15 protein-coding genes are annotated in these 18146 nt (G+C 33.6%); 2 read left to right on the plus strand and 13 right to left on the minus strand.

Features of this window, described 5'->3' with window-relative positions; translation table 11 throughout:
- Positions 1-385: 385 nt before the first annotated feature.
- The 11 genes from ABEB23_RS05005 to ABEB23_RS05050 form a co-directional block, all read right to left on the minus strand.
- Positions 386-1387, minus strand: coding sequence for an NADP-dependent oxidoreductase (locus tag ABEB23_RS05005; protein WP_348811320.1), 1002 nt, complete (start codon positions 1385-1387; stop codon positions 386-388).
- 22 nt (positions 1388-1409) lie between these two features.
- Positions 1410-2177: an SDR family oxidoreductase gene (locus ABEB23_RS05010; protein ID WP_348811321.1), complete on the minus strand. Its 768-nt coding sequence runs from the start codon at positions 2175-2177 to the stop codon at positions 1410-1412.
- Between the two features lie 8 nt (positions 2178-2185).
- Positions 2186-2878, minus strand: coding sequence for an SDR family oxidoreductase (locus ABEB23_RS05015; RefSeq protein ID WP_348811322.1), 693 nt, complete (start codon positions 2876-2878; stop codon positions 2186-2188).
- A gap of 31 nt (positions 2879-2909) precedes the next feature.
- On the minus strand, positions 2910-4022 hold the full coding sequence (locus ABEB23_RS05020; protein WP_348811323.1) for an alkene reductase: 1113 nt from the start codon (positions 4020-4022) through the stop codon (positions 2910-2912).
- A gap of 58 nt (positions 4023-4080) precedes the next feature.
- On the minus strand, positions 4081-4671 hold the full coding sequence (locus ABEB23_RS05025; protein ID WP_348811324.1) for a TetR/AcrR family transcriptional regulator: 591 nt from the start codon (positions 4669-4671) through the stop codon (positions 4081-4083).
- Between the two features lie 231 nt (positions 4672-4902).
- Complete coding sequence (locus tag ABEB23_RS05030; RefSeq protein ID WP_348811325.1) at positions 4903-6999, minus strand: OmpA family protein; 2097 nt, start codon at positions 6997-6999, stop codon at positions 4903-4905.
- A gap of 11 nt (positions 7000-7010) precedes the next feature.
- Entirely contained in the window at positions 7011-7937 is a 927-nt protein-coding gene (locus tag ABEB23_RS05035) for a PorP/SprF family type IX secretion system membrane protein (protein WP_348811326.1), read from the minus strand.
- Between the two features lie 33 nt (positions 7938-7970).
- Positions 7971-10595: a T9SS type B sorting domain-containing protein gene (locus tag ABEB23_RS05040; RefSeq protein WP_348811327.1), complete on the minus strand. Its 2625-nt coding sequence runs from the start codon at positions 10593-10595 to the stop codon at positions 7971-7973.
- 1158 nt (positions 10596-11753) lie between these two features.
- A complete protein-coding gene (locus tag ABEB23_RS05045) occupies positions 11754-12359 on the minus strand; it encodes a MarR family winged helix-turn-helix transcriptional regulator (RefSeq protein ID WP_348811328.1) in 606 nt (201 codons plus the stop codon).
- Positions 12360-12364: 5 nt separating this feature from the next.
- Positions 12365-12487, minus strand: coding sequence for a DUF2024 family protein (locus ABEB23_RS18310; RefSeq protein ID WP_369077060.1), 123 nt, complete (start codon positions 12485-12487; stop codon positions 12365-12367).
- 199 nt (positions 12488-12686) lie between these two features.
- A complete protein-coding gene (locus tag ABEB23_RS05050; RefSeq protein WP_348811329.1) occupies positions 12687-13268 on the minus strand; it encodes a protoglobin domain-containing protein in 582 nt (193 codons plus the stop codon).
- Positions 13269-14053: 785 nt separating this feature from the next.
- On the opposite strand from ABEB23_RS05050, the gene ABEB23_RS05055 reads away from it, so the two are divergent.
- On the plus strand, positions 14054-14446 hold the full coding sequence (locus tag ABEB23_RS05055; protein WP_348811330.1) for a hypothetical protein: 393 nt from the start codon (positions 14054-14056) through the stop codon (positions 14444-14446).
- Between the two features lie 111 nt (positions 14447-14557).
- The gene (locus ABEB23_RS05060; RefSeq protein WP_348811331.1) at positions 14558-14983 is read left to right on the plus strand and encodes a cupin domain-containing protein; all 426 of its coding nucleotides are present in this window, start codon (positions 14558-14560) and stop codon (positions 14981-14983) included.
- 451 nt (positions 14984-15434) lie between these two features.
- On the opposite strand, the gene ABEB23_RS05065 is transcribed toward ABEB23_RS05060, so the two are convergent.
- Entirely contained in the window at positions 15435-17519 is a 2085-nt protein-coding gene (locus ABEB23_RS05065; RefSeq protein WP_348811332.1) for a M56 family metallopeptidase, read from the minus strand.
- Positions 17516-17878, minus strand: a complete 363-nt coding sequence (locus ABEB23_RS05070; RefSeq protein ID WP_348811333.1) for a BlaI/MecI/CopY family transcriptional regulator — start codon at positions 17876-17878, stop codon at positions 17516-17518. The genes ABEB23_RS05065 and ABEB23_RS05070 overlap by 4 nt, the downstream gene beginning before the upstream one ends.
- Positions 17879-18146 lie beyond the last annotated feature (268 nt).

An 18146-nucleotide genomic window follows, 5' to 3' on the forward strand; every position in this document is an offset into this window, starting at 1 on the left:
TATCATTAAAAGCAAAAACAAAATCTATTTTGTCATATTATCCAAGACCTTACTTAAATATTATTTAATGCTTCCAAATTTGGGGCACTAATACCTATCCTCTTAATGTTCGGATATCGGTCGATAATTTGTTTAAACCCTAAACTTCTCTCAACGCTAGGTGGAATATCATTCGTTGCCTTAATTTCAAGAACATTTGCATGAGCATTAGACATAGAAACAATATATTTTCCTGCAATGTGGCCAACTTCAACATTATCGGCACCTAAAAATGAAGTATAATTGGTGGTTTAATTATAGTAGCTGGTTATTAAATTTGCATTCCAAGCATCTTTCTAAAATAATTAAAAAACAATAAATAAAACCGTCTTTACAGCTTAACTATTTATTTTATTTTGATGACAACCTTTCCTTTTGCACGTCCACTTTCAACATAGGACAGTGCGTCATTCGTTTTATCAAAAGGAAAGACCTTATCCACAACTGGACGAATTGCTCCCGACTCTATAAGAGCTGTAATTTCACTTAATTGTTCCCCTTGAGCACGCATAAATAAAAAAGAATAGTCAACTTTCCGTTTATTAGCTCTTTTACGTATACCGGCACTTATTAATGAGAGAATTATTTTCACAAACCAAGGCGCTGCTATTTCTTTAGCAAAATCAGGAGTTGGTGGCCCTGAAATAGAAATAAGTTTTCCTCCGGGTTTTAGTATTGTTAACGATTTTTCAAGTGTCTCTTTATCCTGACTGTTCAGTACTACATCGTAATTGCTCAAGCGCTTTTCAAAATCTTCATTCTTGTAATCAATAATCAGATCAGCCCCCAGGCCTTTAAGTAAATCAAAACTTTTAGCACTCGCCGTAGTAGCTACTATGGCCCCTAAATGTTTGGCCAACTGAATGGCAATAGTCCCTACGCCTCCTGAGCCTGCCTGGATAAACACTTTTTGTCCTTTTTTAAGCTGTGCCCTTTCAACAAGAGCTTGCCAGGCCGTAAGAGCAACCAAGGGGATGGAAGCAGCTTCTTCCATAGAAAGATTTTTAGGTTTGAGTGCAACATCACTTTCATCAATGGCTATAAATTCTGCAAATGTGCCAATGTGGTGGTCAGCGGGTCTGGAATAAACTTCATCACCAACTCTAAATTTTTTGACATTTTTCCCAACCTTAGTAATTATTCCGGCTACATCATGTCCCAAGATCAACGGAAGCTTATACGGTAAAATGAGTTTAAATTCTCCCGTCTTTATTTTTGAGTCTAAAAGATTGACTCCGGCTGCATAAATAGCAACCAGAACATCATTGTCTTTTATTTCCGGTATTGGCATTTCGGCAAGCTGTAAAGCTGCATTTTTACTATATTTATTAATTATAAATGATTTCATTTTATATAATTTAGGGTTTTCTTTATTGCTTTAAGCTCGCATATATCTTTTTAGGGTTAACCAAATTAAAAGCCAGATTTGGAAAAAACCTGCTTACGAAATATAATAATTTTGCATCTCCCACCCGAATCGTAAATTGATCTTTTTTGATTCCTGAAATAAGTGCTTTTACCAACTGCTCAGGAGTTATTTTCTTGTCTTTTCTTTGAGCCGTCATTTCTGTTGCAACAACCGGAGGAAGCAGTTCAAACACTTTTACATTGCTACCTAATATTTCTAAATTCTTTCTGAGTATGCGAGTGTAAAAACTTAAAGCTGCTTTGGTTGCCGAATAAGTTGGCTCTTCTAAAGCGGGTACCAAACTCAAAATAGATGTTGTATTTATTATAGCACTTTCTTTTCTTGATTTTAGCATGTCTATGAAAAGAGTATTCAGTCTTATAACACCGAAATAATTGATGTTCATTTCATAAATAGCATTTTTCAAAATTTGCTCATTGGCTATTCCGAGATTAAGCGCCGGACTTCCAACACCAGCATTATTGTACAAAATATCGATTCCGCCCAGAGAAGCAACCTTATCAAAAAGTGCTACCGCATCTTCTTCATTTTCAACATCACTTTTTATAATTATTAATGACGGGAGTAACTTTTTTGCAGCCTCTAATTTAGCCTGATTTCTACCTGTAATAATTACATTTGCTCCTTCAGCTAAAAATTGTTTTGCAGATTCTAAACCAATCCCGGAACTTCCGCCGGTAATCAATATGGTTTTACCTTTTATATTCATTGTCTAATTTATTTAAAAAATTGCTTTGAATCACCAACCGGAACATCAAACTGATTTTTTTCCAAAGCCAAAAATAATTCATCTGCAACCTCTTCAGGCGGAATGCCGTTTGCACCACCTATTTCTGATGAAAATTCGGTATTCACCAATGGAGGATAAATTTCATATATCTGAAGATTTTTCTCTACTTCATAAGTGTCTCGTAACGCAACAGTATAACTGTGCAAAGCCGCTTTTGTCGCACCATAAGTTGGTAATAGTTTATGACTGCCAAAAACTGCAATGGAGGAGACATTTACAACAGCAGCTTCTTCTTTTTGTATTAAATGTGGCAATAAAAGTTCTGTAAAATGAATTACACTCAAATAGTTTGTATTCATTTCGATAGCCGCTTTTTCATGCGCATTCAAAGTTTCATTTAAGAGATAACTAAATGCTGCACCAGCATTGTTGATGATTATATTCACTTCAGGATAATTTCCCTTTAACTCTTTAGCTATACGAATTCTATCTGCTTCTATAGATAAATCACCTTGTATAGCCACAGTATTATCCAATTGCTGCAAAGCGTTTTGCAAACGTTCCTCGTTACGCCCGTTAATGATTATTTTATTTCCTGCGGCACTTAATTTTTTAGCGATAGCTAATCCTATTCCAGCACTTCCACCACTGATGAATACTGTATTTCCTGTTGTTTTCATTATTATTTTTTTAAAATTAAAAATTTTCTCTTTATTTACTTATTGTTGGATAATCGGTATATCCCTTTTCGCCAGCAGTGTAAAAAGTTGCCTGATCGGGCTGATTTAAGGGCGAATTAGTCTTGAATTTTTCCACTAAGTCTGGGTTAGCCAAAAAGGGTACACCAAAAGAAATGAGGTCTGCGTCACCATCATTTAAAACCTGATTAGCAGATTCTTTATTAAAGCCCCTGTTGATAATGATTGTACCTTTATACAATGGACGGAAATGTTTAGCAACTTCCTGTATCGCATTTGGATTGTTTGAAACATCCGTAAAAGGCTCTATCAGGTGAATATATGCTAGGCCATAGTCATTAAGCTTGTTTACGATATAGTTGTACAAAGCAATCGTTTCCTCATCAGCGAGAATCCCCATAATCCCATGTAACGAAGGATTTAAACGAACACCCACTCTGTGAATATCGACAGCTTCTTTCAGTTGATCTAAAATATCAAATAGAATTCGTGCTCGATTTTCTACAGAACCGCCATAACTATCGTTGCGTTTATTAGTATTTTGACTAAAAAACTGTTGCAATAAATAGCCATTGGCTCCATGCAATTCAACACCATCAAAGCCAGCATCAAAAGCATTTACTGCAGCTTTTGTAAAATCTGTAATTGTTCGTTCTATATCTTGCAGAGTCATAGGTATTGGTGCCTCAGATGGCTTAAAACCTTCGGCGGTGAAAACCTGTTGGTCAGGATTGACATCAGAAGGAGCTAGCGGCTTTTTTCCGCCATGTAAATCAGGATGAGAGTATGCACCGGTATGCCATAGCTGGGCAAATATTCTGCCCCTTTGCTTATGTACAGCCTCCGTAGTTAACCGCCATCCTTCAACCTGTTCTTTAGTATATATCCCTGGCACATTTAGCACACCAACAGCTTCCGGACTTATAAACGTTCCCTCAGTGATAATTAGACCTGCTGTCGCGCGTTGACGATAGTATTCTGCAGTCAATTCAGTAGCTATATGCCCAAGGTTGTTGGAACGACTGCGTGTCATAGGAGCCATAACCATTCTGTTGGCTAATTTAATCTCACCAAACTGATAAGATTCAAAAATTTTTGTATTATTCATAAGATTATTTTTTAACATTTATACTTTTTAGTCTATTTTATAATATACTTTTTAGTCTATTTTATTTTAAAAAAAATTATATCGAGTATTGCTCCAACTCAGACTTTAGGCCTTTGATGAGACCATGCATAGGTTTCGCTGTATCCATAACCCTACACATTACAGTACCTCCTTCAATTGCCGCTACCATTTTAAAAGCAAAATCGACAGGATCAAGTTTATTGGAAAATTCACCATTATTAATTCCTTCTTGAAGTAAAGCAGAAATCTCTTCCTGACCAGCTCTAAATACTTTAGCGACTTTCCGCTTTAGATCGGGATAATTATCATCAGCCTCCACAGCAGTATTAAATATAGGACACCCACCTGAAATATAAGTCTCCAAAGGGTTTTTATAAAAATCCATAAGTGCAAATAATTTGCCTTTTACGGTCTTGCCTTTTGACACCGCAGCCCTCACTTTATCAGAGATTTTCTTAAGTGACAAATCAATAACCTGTCCAGACAAATCTTCCTTGTTTTCAAAATGACCATAAAGACATCCCTTTGTAAGTTTAGTAGCCTCAAGGACATCATCAATATTTACTCCCGAAATACCTTTTTCATTATATAGCGGCACAGCAGTTTCAAGTATGAATTGTTTTGTTTTTTCGGCCTTTGTGAGCATATCAATTGTAATTAGATTGCAAATATACCAAAAAGTATATTATGAAAATAAAAAATTAACATTTCATGTAAATACAGCTCTCTTTAGTTATCATGAGGGTTATTAATTTCCTCTTTCACGTTGTAAAAAACAAACCTGTTGCGTTCAACACAGGCCGTACTCAAAAATTATTGCACTGGCATCATTATCTAAAAATGTTTCTGACGAAAATAAATTGACGAGATCTTGACATTATAAATTTTGGATTTTAAATTCGCTCCTTCTATTGAGTTCATGTTGTTCTTCTGTACAGGATTCACTTGGTTCACATTTGATGATTTGAAATGTTTCCCCATATCCCCTAGCTATGATTCTTTTTTCCTGAATTTCTTGATTAATAAAATAACTTTTTATTGATTCTGCTCTTTTAGTAGACAGTTCCAAATTGTAATCACTATCCCCTCTGTTATCAGTGTAGGAGCCAATTTCCACTACCATGTCGGGGTATTTTTTCATTAGTTCAATAACGCGATTTAGGGTAGGTTTTGCTTTTTGACGAATATACCACAAGTCATAATCGAAATAAATATAATCTGTTTTAATAAATAATTGGTCTTTAACTTTGATTACATCTTTTTCTGTCAATATAATGGCATCTTCTTTTTGTTTTTTTAAAATTTGGGCAGCCTTTACTTCTTTTTCAGTTCTTATTAGTTTTTCTTCTTTTTGTTTTTCGGCTAAAACTAATTCTTTTTGTCTCTCCTGCTCAAGAGCAAATTGTTTTTCACTTCTAATTGTTAGCCAAGATTTCAATGACATAGAAGCATCATTGCTTTTATTTCTATCTTTTCTTAGCTTCAGTGATATGGAATCTTTGGTGTAACCTTCCTTTAAAGCTGAAGCTAAATATCCGGCTTCGCAAGCTACTGTAAAAGTAAATTTTCCATCTTCTGTAGTTACTGTTTTTTTAATCTCAAACGTATCTAAATTTTGCAAAGTGATCAGTACATTATTTAATGGTAGTTTAGTGTCTGTATCAATGATAACTCCTTCTATAAATTGTAAGCAATCTTCAATTACTAACGGTTTTGTTTCTTTGAATTCATAAATATCATCATTACCCTTGCCGCCCATTCTGTCAGATGAAAAATACCCTTCCTTTGAATCTGAATCAATAGCAAAACAAAAATCATCAAAACCTGAATTTACTGGAAGACCTATATTTAATGGTTTTGAGAAATCGCTTTTTTCAATTTCGGAAACAAAAACATCCAGAGAGCCATAACCAGGATGTCCGTTAGAAGAAAAATACAATTTATTATCTTTTGATACGAAAGGAAATTGTTCTTTTTTAGAAGTATTAATTTTACTGCCCAAATTTTTAGGGGCCCCAAAACCGCTACCTTTTATATCCACACAAAAAATATCAAAAGACCCCAATGTTCCAGGCATATCAGACGCAAAATAAAGTGTTTTTTCATCACCGCTCAACGCTGGATGTTCTACCGAGTAATCATCGCTATTAAAGGGAAGAGAGACTATGTTACCCCACTTATTATCTATAAATTCAGCTTTAAAAATTTGTAAGTTTGAAATTCTATCACTGTTTTTACCTCTTTTTCCTTTTTTGTAATTATTTCTGGTGAAATAAATAGTTTTCCCATCCTTTGTGAATATTGCATTCGATTCATGCATGGATGTATTTATTTCTTTAGAAAAAGAACTGGGAATTGAATCTACGGAATTTATGTTTTTCATTGGAATTGAAACTAAATTTAAATAGGTTTCACCATTCCATTTGTACATTTTGTCAAACGCTCCTATTTTCTCTTTTACCCCCGAATAAACCAAATTACTCCCTTGCTTAACAGCACCAAATTCTGAATTTTTAGTATTTATTGGCAGATTTCTTATTTCAAATCTTTCTCCAATTGCAGATATATTTTCTAATACTTTATTCTCTCTTTCAAAATCAGCCAAAGCTTCTGGCTTGTTTGAACTTACTAAATAATCTCGGATAACTGTATTTGAATCTTCATAATCTCCAGTTGCTTTTAATGTCTGGGAAAACCTAAAATAATATTCTTCTTCAAGATCTTTGTTCCAATTTTTAATTAAAATTCGATAGTAATTTTGGGCTTTATTGTAATTACTGGTATAATAATAGGCATCTGCTAAATTTTTTACTATCAAAAAAGTACGGTTCTCTTGAATGATACTCTCATACAACGGAATAGCCTCTGTATAAAAAGTTTTATCAAATAAGCGATTGGCTCTTTGTAAATCCATATTTTGGGCATTTGATAATTGTACAGAAAATACAATCATTATAAATAGTATCCTTTTCATTTTTTTTAATTTTAGAAGAATCTTGGCGATTTATCATATCCCTTACTTAATAAATCTAAATTAAATAGCATAAAAAATTCATGCGTGCCTGAATTGAACTGCCCCAAATTTGAAAGGGTATAGTCATATGCATATCCCACTTTGATGCTTGGGGCTACATTTACATTCATCAAAACACAGATTGCATCATCAAATCTGTAGGCTGCTCCGAATTCAAAAGTGTCATTATACAATACATTTGCAGAAAGATCTAGAGATATTGGTGCTCCTTTTATAAATTTGGACATAAAAGCCGGTTTAAATTTGAATGAATCGGACACAGAAAAAACATAACCTCCAGTAAAAAAAACATGTACGTTTTCGGAACCGTAATTGCTAATTCCGGACCGTTCTTCTATATGTTTTGAATTGAAAAGATTGGGAGCTGATAACCCTAAATAATATTTATTTGTAAAATAGTAAGTTCCTATTCCAATATTTGGTTTTAATATATCATTATTCTCAAAGGCAAAATCAGGAGAGCTACTTTCAAACTTAAAACCGTTAAAGTTTGTCAGTAAAGAGGTGAAGCCAGCTTTTAGTCCGAATGAAAATCGATGATTATTATTTAATTTAAGAACATAACCAAAATCAGCAAAGAAGTTGTTTTCTTTTTTCGCCCCATCACCAATATCATCCGAAATCAAGGAAAATCCAACTTCTATTTTAGTATTTACCGGTAGATGAGCAAAAAAGGTTAACGTTTTTGGAGAACCAACAGCTCCGACCCATTGTGTTCGATACATCGTTCCTAAATTTAACACCGATTCTGTTGCCGTTGCGTAAGCAGGATTTATCACGTTCATATTATACATGTATTGTGTATATTGCGGATCCTGTTGGGCAAAAGCACTATTTTCAAAAAATAAAATCCCCAAAATAAGTACTATTTTTTTCATTTTGAAATTTAGTTTACAAGTAAAAACGACTACTTATCGATTTAAATAAAGTTTACCTTGTCTTGGTGATTCATTGTTTTTATTGAAATTAATAATATAAAAATAAACGCCATTAGAAGCCGTTCCCTGAATTTCAAAAGCAGAATCAGAACTGTTTCCGTCCCATTCTAATTTATTTTCATTCCCACGAAACATTAAATTTCCATATCTGTTATAAATCTCTAAGGAGAAATTAGGATAAACAAACTCTATATCAGGAATTCGAAAAGTGTCATTTATACCATCTCCATTTGGAGAGAATCCATCAGGAATAAAAAAATCAGGAGATGGATTACAATTTTTAAGGGATACAGTAACAGCGACAGGGTTTTCTGAAAAACAGTTTGTATTACTGGAAAAATCAAATCCATAGTAGGTAAATCCTTCTTTGAGTAATTCTGTATTCGCAAGTTGTATCCCATTTGGAGAATCGAACCAAACGATTTGCCCGTTAGAATTAATATTTTCCGATAGATTTTGTAAAGTTGGATTGTCTAAACCACAAAATTTTTCCCCTTCTGAAATTAAGATTGGTGTATTCAACTCATGTATTGTAATTTTGGATCTCTCCAACCCTGATTCGCATCCTGTGATTTTATTTATTTCTTTTACAAAATATTCACCGGTTACCAATAGTGTATCACCATTTAAGGTTGTACTTGTAACGGAATCAAACCATTGAAATTGATTGCCATTTGGAACCAAACTCGAAACAGTGGCATGTTCTGTTTTACAAAATTCTTGATTAGAGACTACTGGATTACTTGGGATTGCATTGATAGCAAAAGTCGTAGGAATAGAAACGATTACAGAGCAGCCAGTACTTACATTAGTTAGATTCGTAATATTAAATACCGAAGTACCAATATTTGGTAATTCTGAACTTGGAATTATAAAACTGCAATTCCCAGATTTCGCTTTTAATGTCATTTGAGAAGAAAAAGTAATTGCTCCGGTAAGATTATAATCTAAAGTAAAAGAGGTTACATTATCTAATCCGGAAAGTTCTACTCTAAGAGGTTGATTTTGACAAACATCTTTTATGGTTATCGCCAGACTACTGATATCAGGTAATGAGTTTATTGTAAAAACTTTAGTGAGAGTTGAAGTATTACTACAATTTGTAATCAGATTTGTAATTCTTGTGATTGCAATTAATGTAGGGCCTGTATTTGGGATCAGAACCGCTGGTATAACAAATGAAGTAACACCATTTTGTATCTGAACCACCGTCGATTGTTCAGCCACGGTATTACTTCCATGCAGTTCATAAAGAATTTCATAATTCCCATCAGTCAGATTTGAAGTTCCTGAAAATTTAACTATTGCATCAGCATTTTGACAGATGGCATCTATTTCGAGAGTCGCATTATTAATTTTTGGCAGTTCATAAACATGGAGCACATCAAAAATATTTCCAATGATATTTTTACAAATTTTTTTACTCGTGTGGCTGATTATATCTAAAATAGTAATTGTATAGTTGCCAATCTGTAAAAAATATACCGAAGGTATTGGAAAAGTCAAAACGCCATTGTTAAAGTCAGATGTTATTTTTATTGGTTCTGTCACACCGGAAATAGCATAGATTATATCATAAGTACCATTAGGGATATTTTGAGTACCTTGATGTAAAACTGCCTCGTATGTTGCGGTCGTCATTTCATTTTCGCAAATATCTGAGTTTACAATTAATGTGGATCCGCTGTAATCCAATTGTTTTTCTATAGTAATTTCTACATTTGAAGTTTTACTTTTACAAATTGGATTTGTTGAAATGACAGTATAAGAAAAATTATAAACTCCCTCACCTCCTGAATCGTAAATATTCTGAATATTCACATTACTGTCTGATGGATCAGCTATTTCTGATGTCCCATTTTCTGTCCATACTCCACCCGCATCTTCATCATGTAAAAAATTATTTAAATTAAAATTGGTGTAAGAGGCCAGTTGATCCGAACATAGCCTAATTCTAACAGATTTTCCAGGTTTTGGCGCAGGAAATATAGAAACATAAACAGTTGTTGATTGTGATGGGCATGACCCTATTGCAGCTACCGTATAGGTAAAAGAGTATGTACCGGGAGATATAGGAAGTGATGCATCAATAGTGTATCCAAATAGAGCATTTGTATTGTCGTTATCAGTCCAAGTCCCGTTTATATGAGGACTTGGAGAAGCCCCATCAAACACTTGAAATAAATTAAAGTCAGTATCATCGCTACATACCGATGCATTAGGAGCTGCTACGCCGGAATAACCACCAATTGTTACAACTATTTGGGCCGAGTCCGTACAACCATTTATATTATCTAATGAGTATGTATAAGTAAAAATACCGCTACTACGGATAAGTTGGGCGTTTAATTGTCCAGTGATTTGATTTAAACCCCCAGAAAAAGTATCATCATTCCAGGTTCCCCCCGAAGTATGTGGTCCCAATAAAGAAGAAAGATCTATTGATTGACTACTTGGATCGAGAATATTGCAAACGGTGATAGTATTGTCTTGGCCTGCACATTGTGCATTGGCTACGATTGAGAAATTGAATAACAGAAAAATTAAAATATAACAATAACTTCTAATTTCTGGATATGATCGTAATTTTGAAGCCATAAATATCCATTAAAAATTGATAATTTTTTTACTTCTAAAAACATTCCGTTACTTACCATATTAGTCTCCTATAGGTTTTTTTCGCAGTGAGTTTTTCAAAATTTTATGCTTTACGCTTTTCTTCTCCCCTCTTACTATTTTCGATCGACAGAGAAAATTCCAGTTTACTTTGTATGAAAATAATTCGCCGTTCACTAACAAACATAGTAAATCATTTCTTACTTCCTTTACGGTTTTTCCGTAATATTTTTTTTATAAAAAGCTTCTTAAATAGTCAAAAATCAAAGTTAGTGTTACCTTTTTTTCATGAGGTTTTCGTCTTATTATATGCTTAAAAAAGGACCAATGCTAGAAGTTGTAGCGAAAATATTAAGCAAAAAAAAACTTCTCAATTTCCTAAGAAGTTTTGTGGGCGATAAGAAGTTTGAACCATCATTTCTCATAAAGCCGATTTATAAAATACCTAACTAAATCCCAAACAAATTATGTTATGTATTTTCTCTGTGAACTGTCCATTAAGGGTCGCAATATTACGACAAATTAAAGCATCACATTTCCTTTGCTCTTTACTCCTTTAAACCGCCAAGTGTTCGACTGTTTTTGAGTGTTCGTCTGTCAAACTCACACACCACTTTTAGCGGTAACTTTTTATCTTTAAAAAATCTTAAATTTTTGAAAACTAGTAAAAACAATTAGTAAACACTTAAGACTAAAAAAAATAATCACTTAAAAAAACACAACAACATAAAATACTGCAAAACAGTTAATTTACAATTTTAAGCTATCAAAAAAAGTTAAGATCGGTATAAGGTGTTCGATTGTAGTCCCTCCCACTCCACTGGACGGGATGATTTCTAAATCGTCCCGTTTTTTTTGTAAATTAACACCCACAATAAATTTATTTTAAAGATAACCCCTTTGAAATTTTTGGAGGACTTTTTTTTATCCTAGATTGTATGAGGTATAATCAAAAAAGATTTTTCAATAAATAGAATTATTGAAAAGTTTATAAATCTATAATCATCTTCTACGATAACTACATAGTGACAGAGCGTAGGTCTACCTCATTAATTTTATTTATTGCTATTCTGGAATTGCAATTCATTGCTTATGCGACACACGCAACGAAACCTCTACTGTCTCCTGCTGGGTTTTCTTTTAGTCTTGTTTCACAATGTGTTCAGGGCAGTCAATTCGGAGATCTGAAACCTGGAGTTTTTGATTTAATAATTGGCAAAAGTGAGTTTCGCTGTCCGATGATTGATAATATTTACAGGTCATACACATCCGCTGTATGGTAATTACTCCCGTCTTATTTAAGTGTCGAATGATGTCTAGAAGGCTCAGTAACAGGATTTCCTTATCCTCGTGGTTCAGTTTGTCTATGGGTTTGGAAATTTCCTTACTAAACAATGATGTTTTCTCGGCAATGTCTTTTCCTTTACTAGTTAGCAGAATTACATAACTGCGCGTGTCGTTAGGTTCAAATTCCTTACTGATAAGTGTTTTTTGTTCTAAGGTTTTAACCGTATCGCTAATAGTGGCTTTAGTCATATTGAACTCGTGCGCCAAATAACTAACCTTGCATTTTTCTCTACTATGAAAATTAAGGAAAATTAGAATCTGAACTTGAATAGGTGTCAGAGAATGTTCTTTACTTTCTTGCCAAAGAAGAACCCTAAAAGCCTGAGAAATTCGCTCAAGGGAAGCTGCAATTTTACTTCCTGTGTTTTGATTTTGGTGTGATAGGTCGAAATCTGACATTTTCATTAATTACAATTTTGTATTTCGTAAATGTAACAACCTTTTTTTTCAGTTGCTACTTTGCATTGCGGTTTTACAATTTCAATATGGCAAAACCTACATTCTTTCGAACTCAACAGCTGTCCCAAACTGCTACTTTCGTTGCCATTGATTTTTTAGTAAAACATTCATTTATGCTGTTGCCGTCTTGGCAAAAGCAATAATCGTAATCAAAATTAACTTCATAATTTCTGTTTTAAAAAGGAAAAATGGAATAACCAAACAAGCCCTTTTATAAAAAAGAACAATAGCCCGGCTATTCCAACTTTCTTAAAATATGTTTTTAGATTAGAACTCCCCTTTGTTAATGTAAGGATAGGTCCAAAGAATAACCGTAAGTGTAACTGACTTGAACCAGGCATTATGCATCCCATCAATATCTGCTTGAGTATGTCCTTTTTTACCAAGAAATGATTTGATGGTTGCAGTAATCGGATAGATAAATGCAGTCATGTAACGATAGTGAATAATGGGTACCGTATCCACTCCGTCAGTTTGATTTTTCTTTGTACTGTGATGTCTCTTGGCAATTTCGTATTGATAGTTCAGCCAATTCTGGTCGTAAGGTCTTTCGCAAATGTCTAAAATCCATTGACCAAACCTTGCCCTAACCGCAGTCAAATAGTCCATGTTGGGTTGTCCGTTTTTTGCGAAGTAGTGAACTAAATGCTCATTCCCTCCAACGTAGCCATACCATAAGTCAAGCACATCGTTAGTTTGATCCTTTAATACTTCACCTGCCATGGTCAGGTATCGGTCGTCTTCGTCAGACCATAGAAGTGTTTTTTTTAGCAGGTCTAAGTCCTGTATTGTAACAGGCGATTGTTCCAAAGTCGCTTTACCGTAGTCGTAACCTTTGATAGTTTCCATTTTACATATTGTTTTAAAATTTGTTTGGCACTATTGCTACAGTAAATATAGTTAGGAATCCTAATAATGCAAAATAAAAAGGAAATTATGTTTCCGTTACAAGATCGTCAAGAAGTCTATTGGTGTTTTGTCTCTATGACTTGTTACACTGGCAGTCAAATCAGTCGTCCAAAAAACTATTAGTTGAACTGATTATGTTCAATTTGAAAGTAAACATAGATTACTTAAACTAAAAGGGCTCCGGTTAATAGTGCGTAAAAGCAATGCAAAACAAACCTTAAAGGGCACCAATGTAAACTTAGCACTATAAGAGATTTAATGAAGTTATCTTTTAATAAAACAACTAAACGATTTCAAAATGCCAGAGACATTTGCCTTCATTTTAAAATTAGATAAAATCTTTAAATTTATTTTTTTACCGCAATAAAAATAAGGTGAGGTCGTCAATTTTACTTGTTCCGACTAAAGCATTTTACTTAACAATGTTTTAGTAATGTTTTTATTATTCAAAGCTATGAATAGTAAAAAAATAAACATATTAACCTATTAATCAATACATTAAAAACTAAATAATCGTATTTTTGTTTAACTTTTACCTCAAAAAAAGAATCTGATTTTAAAAAATATTAGGCACAATATACAACTACTATTTTTGCTTTATAAGAACTCGATTCTTAAAGTTTATTATGTAAAATAAAATGATAAACACTTAAATTCTGATGGTATGAAACATGTTTTAAACCTTGACAGACACAAGAAACTAGTTATCTTTTCTTAAATAGTTCTTGACTTCTAAAGTGGAGACCAGAAACCATATCAAAAACGGGGCGTCATCGAAAAGCCAAACGAGTAGAAGAATAAAAAACAACAACAAAATGGAAAATATGAAAAAAGTAATGGTTCAATTTGACTTTCCTAACATGACATCAAAGCAATATGACCAGATATGGCAAGATCTGCGTGAAGCGGGTCATGAAAATCCAAAAGGATTAGAACACCACATTGGTGCACCAATTGATAAAGGTTGGAAAGTGGTTGATGTTTGGGAAAATGTTGATAAATTTAATGAATTTGGCCAAACCTTAATGCCTATTCTTTCTAAGAATGGGATTACGCCAACCCAACCAGTTATATTGCCACTCCACTATGAATATTCTACGGCCAATCCTATTCATTAAGCTAATTCATAGACAATTAAATACAAATGAGCAATACCAAAAACAACAACAAAAATGGAAACAAAACAAAAAATAGTAGTCATGATACTATTAGGTATCTTCAGCATAGTTATGCAAGCTCAAGATATGAAAATGCATGCTGACCACATCATGGTTATGCCTACTGATATTAAGTGGACGGATGCACCTCCGGGTTTGCCTCCTGGTTCAAAAGCCGCAGTGATAGAAGGGGACCCGGGCGTAGCAGGATTATTTACGATGCGCGCTAAAATTCCCGCTAATTATACGATAATGCCGCATTGGCATCCTGCCGATGAGCATATTACTGTTATTAAAGGCTCTTGCTACATGGGGATTGGAGATAAATTTGACAAAAAAACTGCTAAAATGATGCCTACCGGAGCATTTGCTGTGATGAAAACCGGCACTCATCATTATTTCTTCACAACGGAAGACTGTATCATACAATTACATGGTATGGGCCCTTGGGGAATTACTTACGTTAACCCTGCCGATGACCCAAGAAATAAGAAATAAATTCAAACTATAGCTGAATTATGAAATAGTAAAAAACAAATCAAGGGATGAAATATACCCAAGATCACAAGAAATAGTGTTTCATCTCTTGATTCGCATTATTAGATATTTTATTTCACAGCATTTGGACTATTTTTTCTAAAAAAATCTTATAAAAATATGCTATTATCGCACCCATCCTTAGCATTTTATATCATTGTACGTAAAATATAGAAGCTGCAAGATTTCTCATTTGCGATGAAATTAAAAACTTGTTACTTTTTCATCTCGGAAAAAGTAAAATGCTCTTAATAAATCCAAAATTCCAACAATCTAACAATCCAATAATCTAATAATAAAAAAGCCCATTCCTTTCGGTTTGGGCTTGCTTAAATTTTAGTCCTACAACTTAATGTTTTTGCACTAAAACTGCATTAACAGTCCTGTGCAGTTAAGAAACTAGTGGTTCCTTTTAATTAATACCAACAACAGCTTTCAGTTCCATATACTTTTCAAGGGTTTTAAAATTATGTCCCTTTTCTTTCATAGATTTAATAAAGTCAGGTGAAACTCCCATTGATTTAGCACCAACAACATTATCCACATTCAAGTCATTAAAACCAAGTCCTTTGTATTCGTTAATTAAATCTGGAGTTATATTCTGTGATTTCAAAGCAAACAAATCATCTGGTTCGAGATTTTTATATCCTATCTTTTCAAATTCACCTATATATTTTGGAGTAATATTTAAAGATTTCAAAGCAAACAAATCATCAGGTTTGAGATTTTTATAACCTACCTTTTCAAACTCATGGATATATGCTGGAGTAATATTTAAAGATTTCAAAGCCATAAGATCATCGTTAGAAAGATCATTATATCCCAATTTTTTAAAAGAATCTATAAATGCTGCATCGATATTCAAAGACTTAAACGCAATGATATTGTCTCCTGTTTCATCATCATTATTACCATTAGTTGAATTATGAAAATCAGTTATAAATTTGCCGGTAATGCCTTGAGATTTTAAGGCAATAATATTATCGGCAGTAATATTCTTGTAGCCAGCTTGGCGAATCTCATCTATAAAGGCTTTATCTATCCCCATTGATTTAAAAGGAATCAAGTCTTCCAAATCAAAATCAGGAATATCGGCTTGCTTAATAGAAGTAATATATTCCTCATTAGCGCCTAGTGCTGCCAATGGAATCAATTGATCTTTGTCAATATTTTTATAACCGTTTTTCTTCAACATTTTTACATACGAAATTTTCACGTTTACAATAAAAAAAACCATAATATCACTTTCATCTGCAACGGTAACTCCTTCTTGAGCCATTTCTGCGCTGAAATTTTTATTGGCAGTAAATTTATAAGTTCCCATTCCGTTGTTTCCTTCAAATTTTCCTTCAAAATTCATGGTTCCCGCTTCTCGTGATACGGTAAACTCGCCTTGCTTGTCTTTTGTCAGTCCATTCAATTCACTCAACTGAAAAGTAGTTGAAGAATTATCGCCATCGTCATTCCTAAATTGAATATTTACAGTATTGCCTTTGATAACAGCAAACCAGCTGCCTTCTGTATCCATTCCATTTTGAATGTTTGACTGCTCTTTAGGCTCTTCATTTAAATTTAGAGTTTGTCCTTGCGCTACCGGTTGATTAAAAAGGCAGGCAAACAAAACCAGTAAAGGCAACAGAAAAAAATATTTCCATGTTGTGTGTACGCTTGATTTTTTTGAATTCATCATAATGATTCGTTTTTTGATTAATGATTGATTATAATTAGTTGTAAGACTCAATGGAAAATGGGGCGCTGCCACTTTAAGCAAGCTAAACTGATAACTCTCTTTTTCAACAGTGTCCTGCTGCAGCATCTCATTATCAGTCAAAAATTCAAGATTGCTCTCTAATGCTTTTCGCCATTGCCAGGCAAAAGGATTAAACCACTGAAAAATAAGAACAACCTCAGAAAGCAATAGATCAATAGTATGTTTTTGCTCAATATGAATTTTTTCATGCTGCAAAATCTGATTATAGGTTTCCCATTCATATTTCTCAGGGTTAATAAAAATATTGTTGGCAAATGAACAAGGAGCTTTGTCGCCAGTTATTTCGACAATTCGGAATTTCCCATCCTGAATCGCCGATATCGAATACGCTCTATAGAACAGCACACAAGCCTGCATCAAAAAGTTAAGCGCAAATATCAATACACCAAACCAATACAAATAAACCAACCATTGCAGCAACAAGTCCACATCAAATGTCTGTTTTGTCTGTTCAACAATGACTTCCTGCATTGGCGGTGCTTCTAGCTCGATCGTCTGACTTTTGTCAACAGCCGCTTTCGCCAAAGGAATGTGCTTTTCCACTGCATCTTTCCGTAATGATAATTGCTGGGGCACTGGAAGCAATGGCAAAATAAAAGCCAAAATCATACAGCCAAGCAAGACAAACCTGTTCAAATGAAAGAAAGTTTCTTTCTGCAAAAGCAGTTTATAAAACAGAAGACAAGCAGAAAGAATAAGCGCTGTGTACAAAATATAAGGTATCATACTTTATCTTTTTTAATGATGTTTACAATTTCATCTAATTCCTTTTCGGTAAGCTTTTGCTCTTTGGCAAAAAAAGCAAGCATTCTAGGATACGAATTATCAAAATACTGACTAACAATATCCTTTAGCGCAAACTGCTGATACTCTTCCCTACTAATTACCGGAAAAAAGCAATGCATATTCCCAGTCGTTTCATGATTCAAGAACCCTTTCTCTTCAAGAATCTTCACTATTGTCGCCACACTGTTGTAATGCGGTTTCGGATCTGGCAACAATGGAATTATATCTCTGATAAAGGCTTTGTTCAAATCCCAAAAGACTTGCATAATCTGTTCTTCCCGTTTAGCTAATTTTATCATAATCAAAAATATTTTGACAAATATAACTACTAATTAATTAGTAGCAAAACTAATTAATTAATATTTCAACTAATTTATTAGTAAGATAGTAAAATTCACACAGCATTTCTTCTAAAATACCGAGAAAGTTTCCAAAATTATTGCTTTGGCTTATTCATTTCTAAAGCCTTTATACTACCCACAAATCATTAAGAAATTGATACTTTATATATTTTTTTAATTGGAATCATCCTGAATTCCATGTTCATGATATTTTACTATCTTCAAA

This window comes from Flavobacterium maritimum, assembly GCF_040049085.1.
GTDB lineage: Bacteria > Bacteroidota > Bacteroidia > Flavobacteriales > Flavobacteriaceae > Flavobacterium > Flavobacterium maritimum.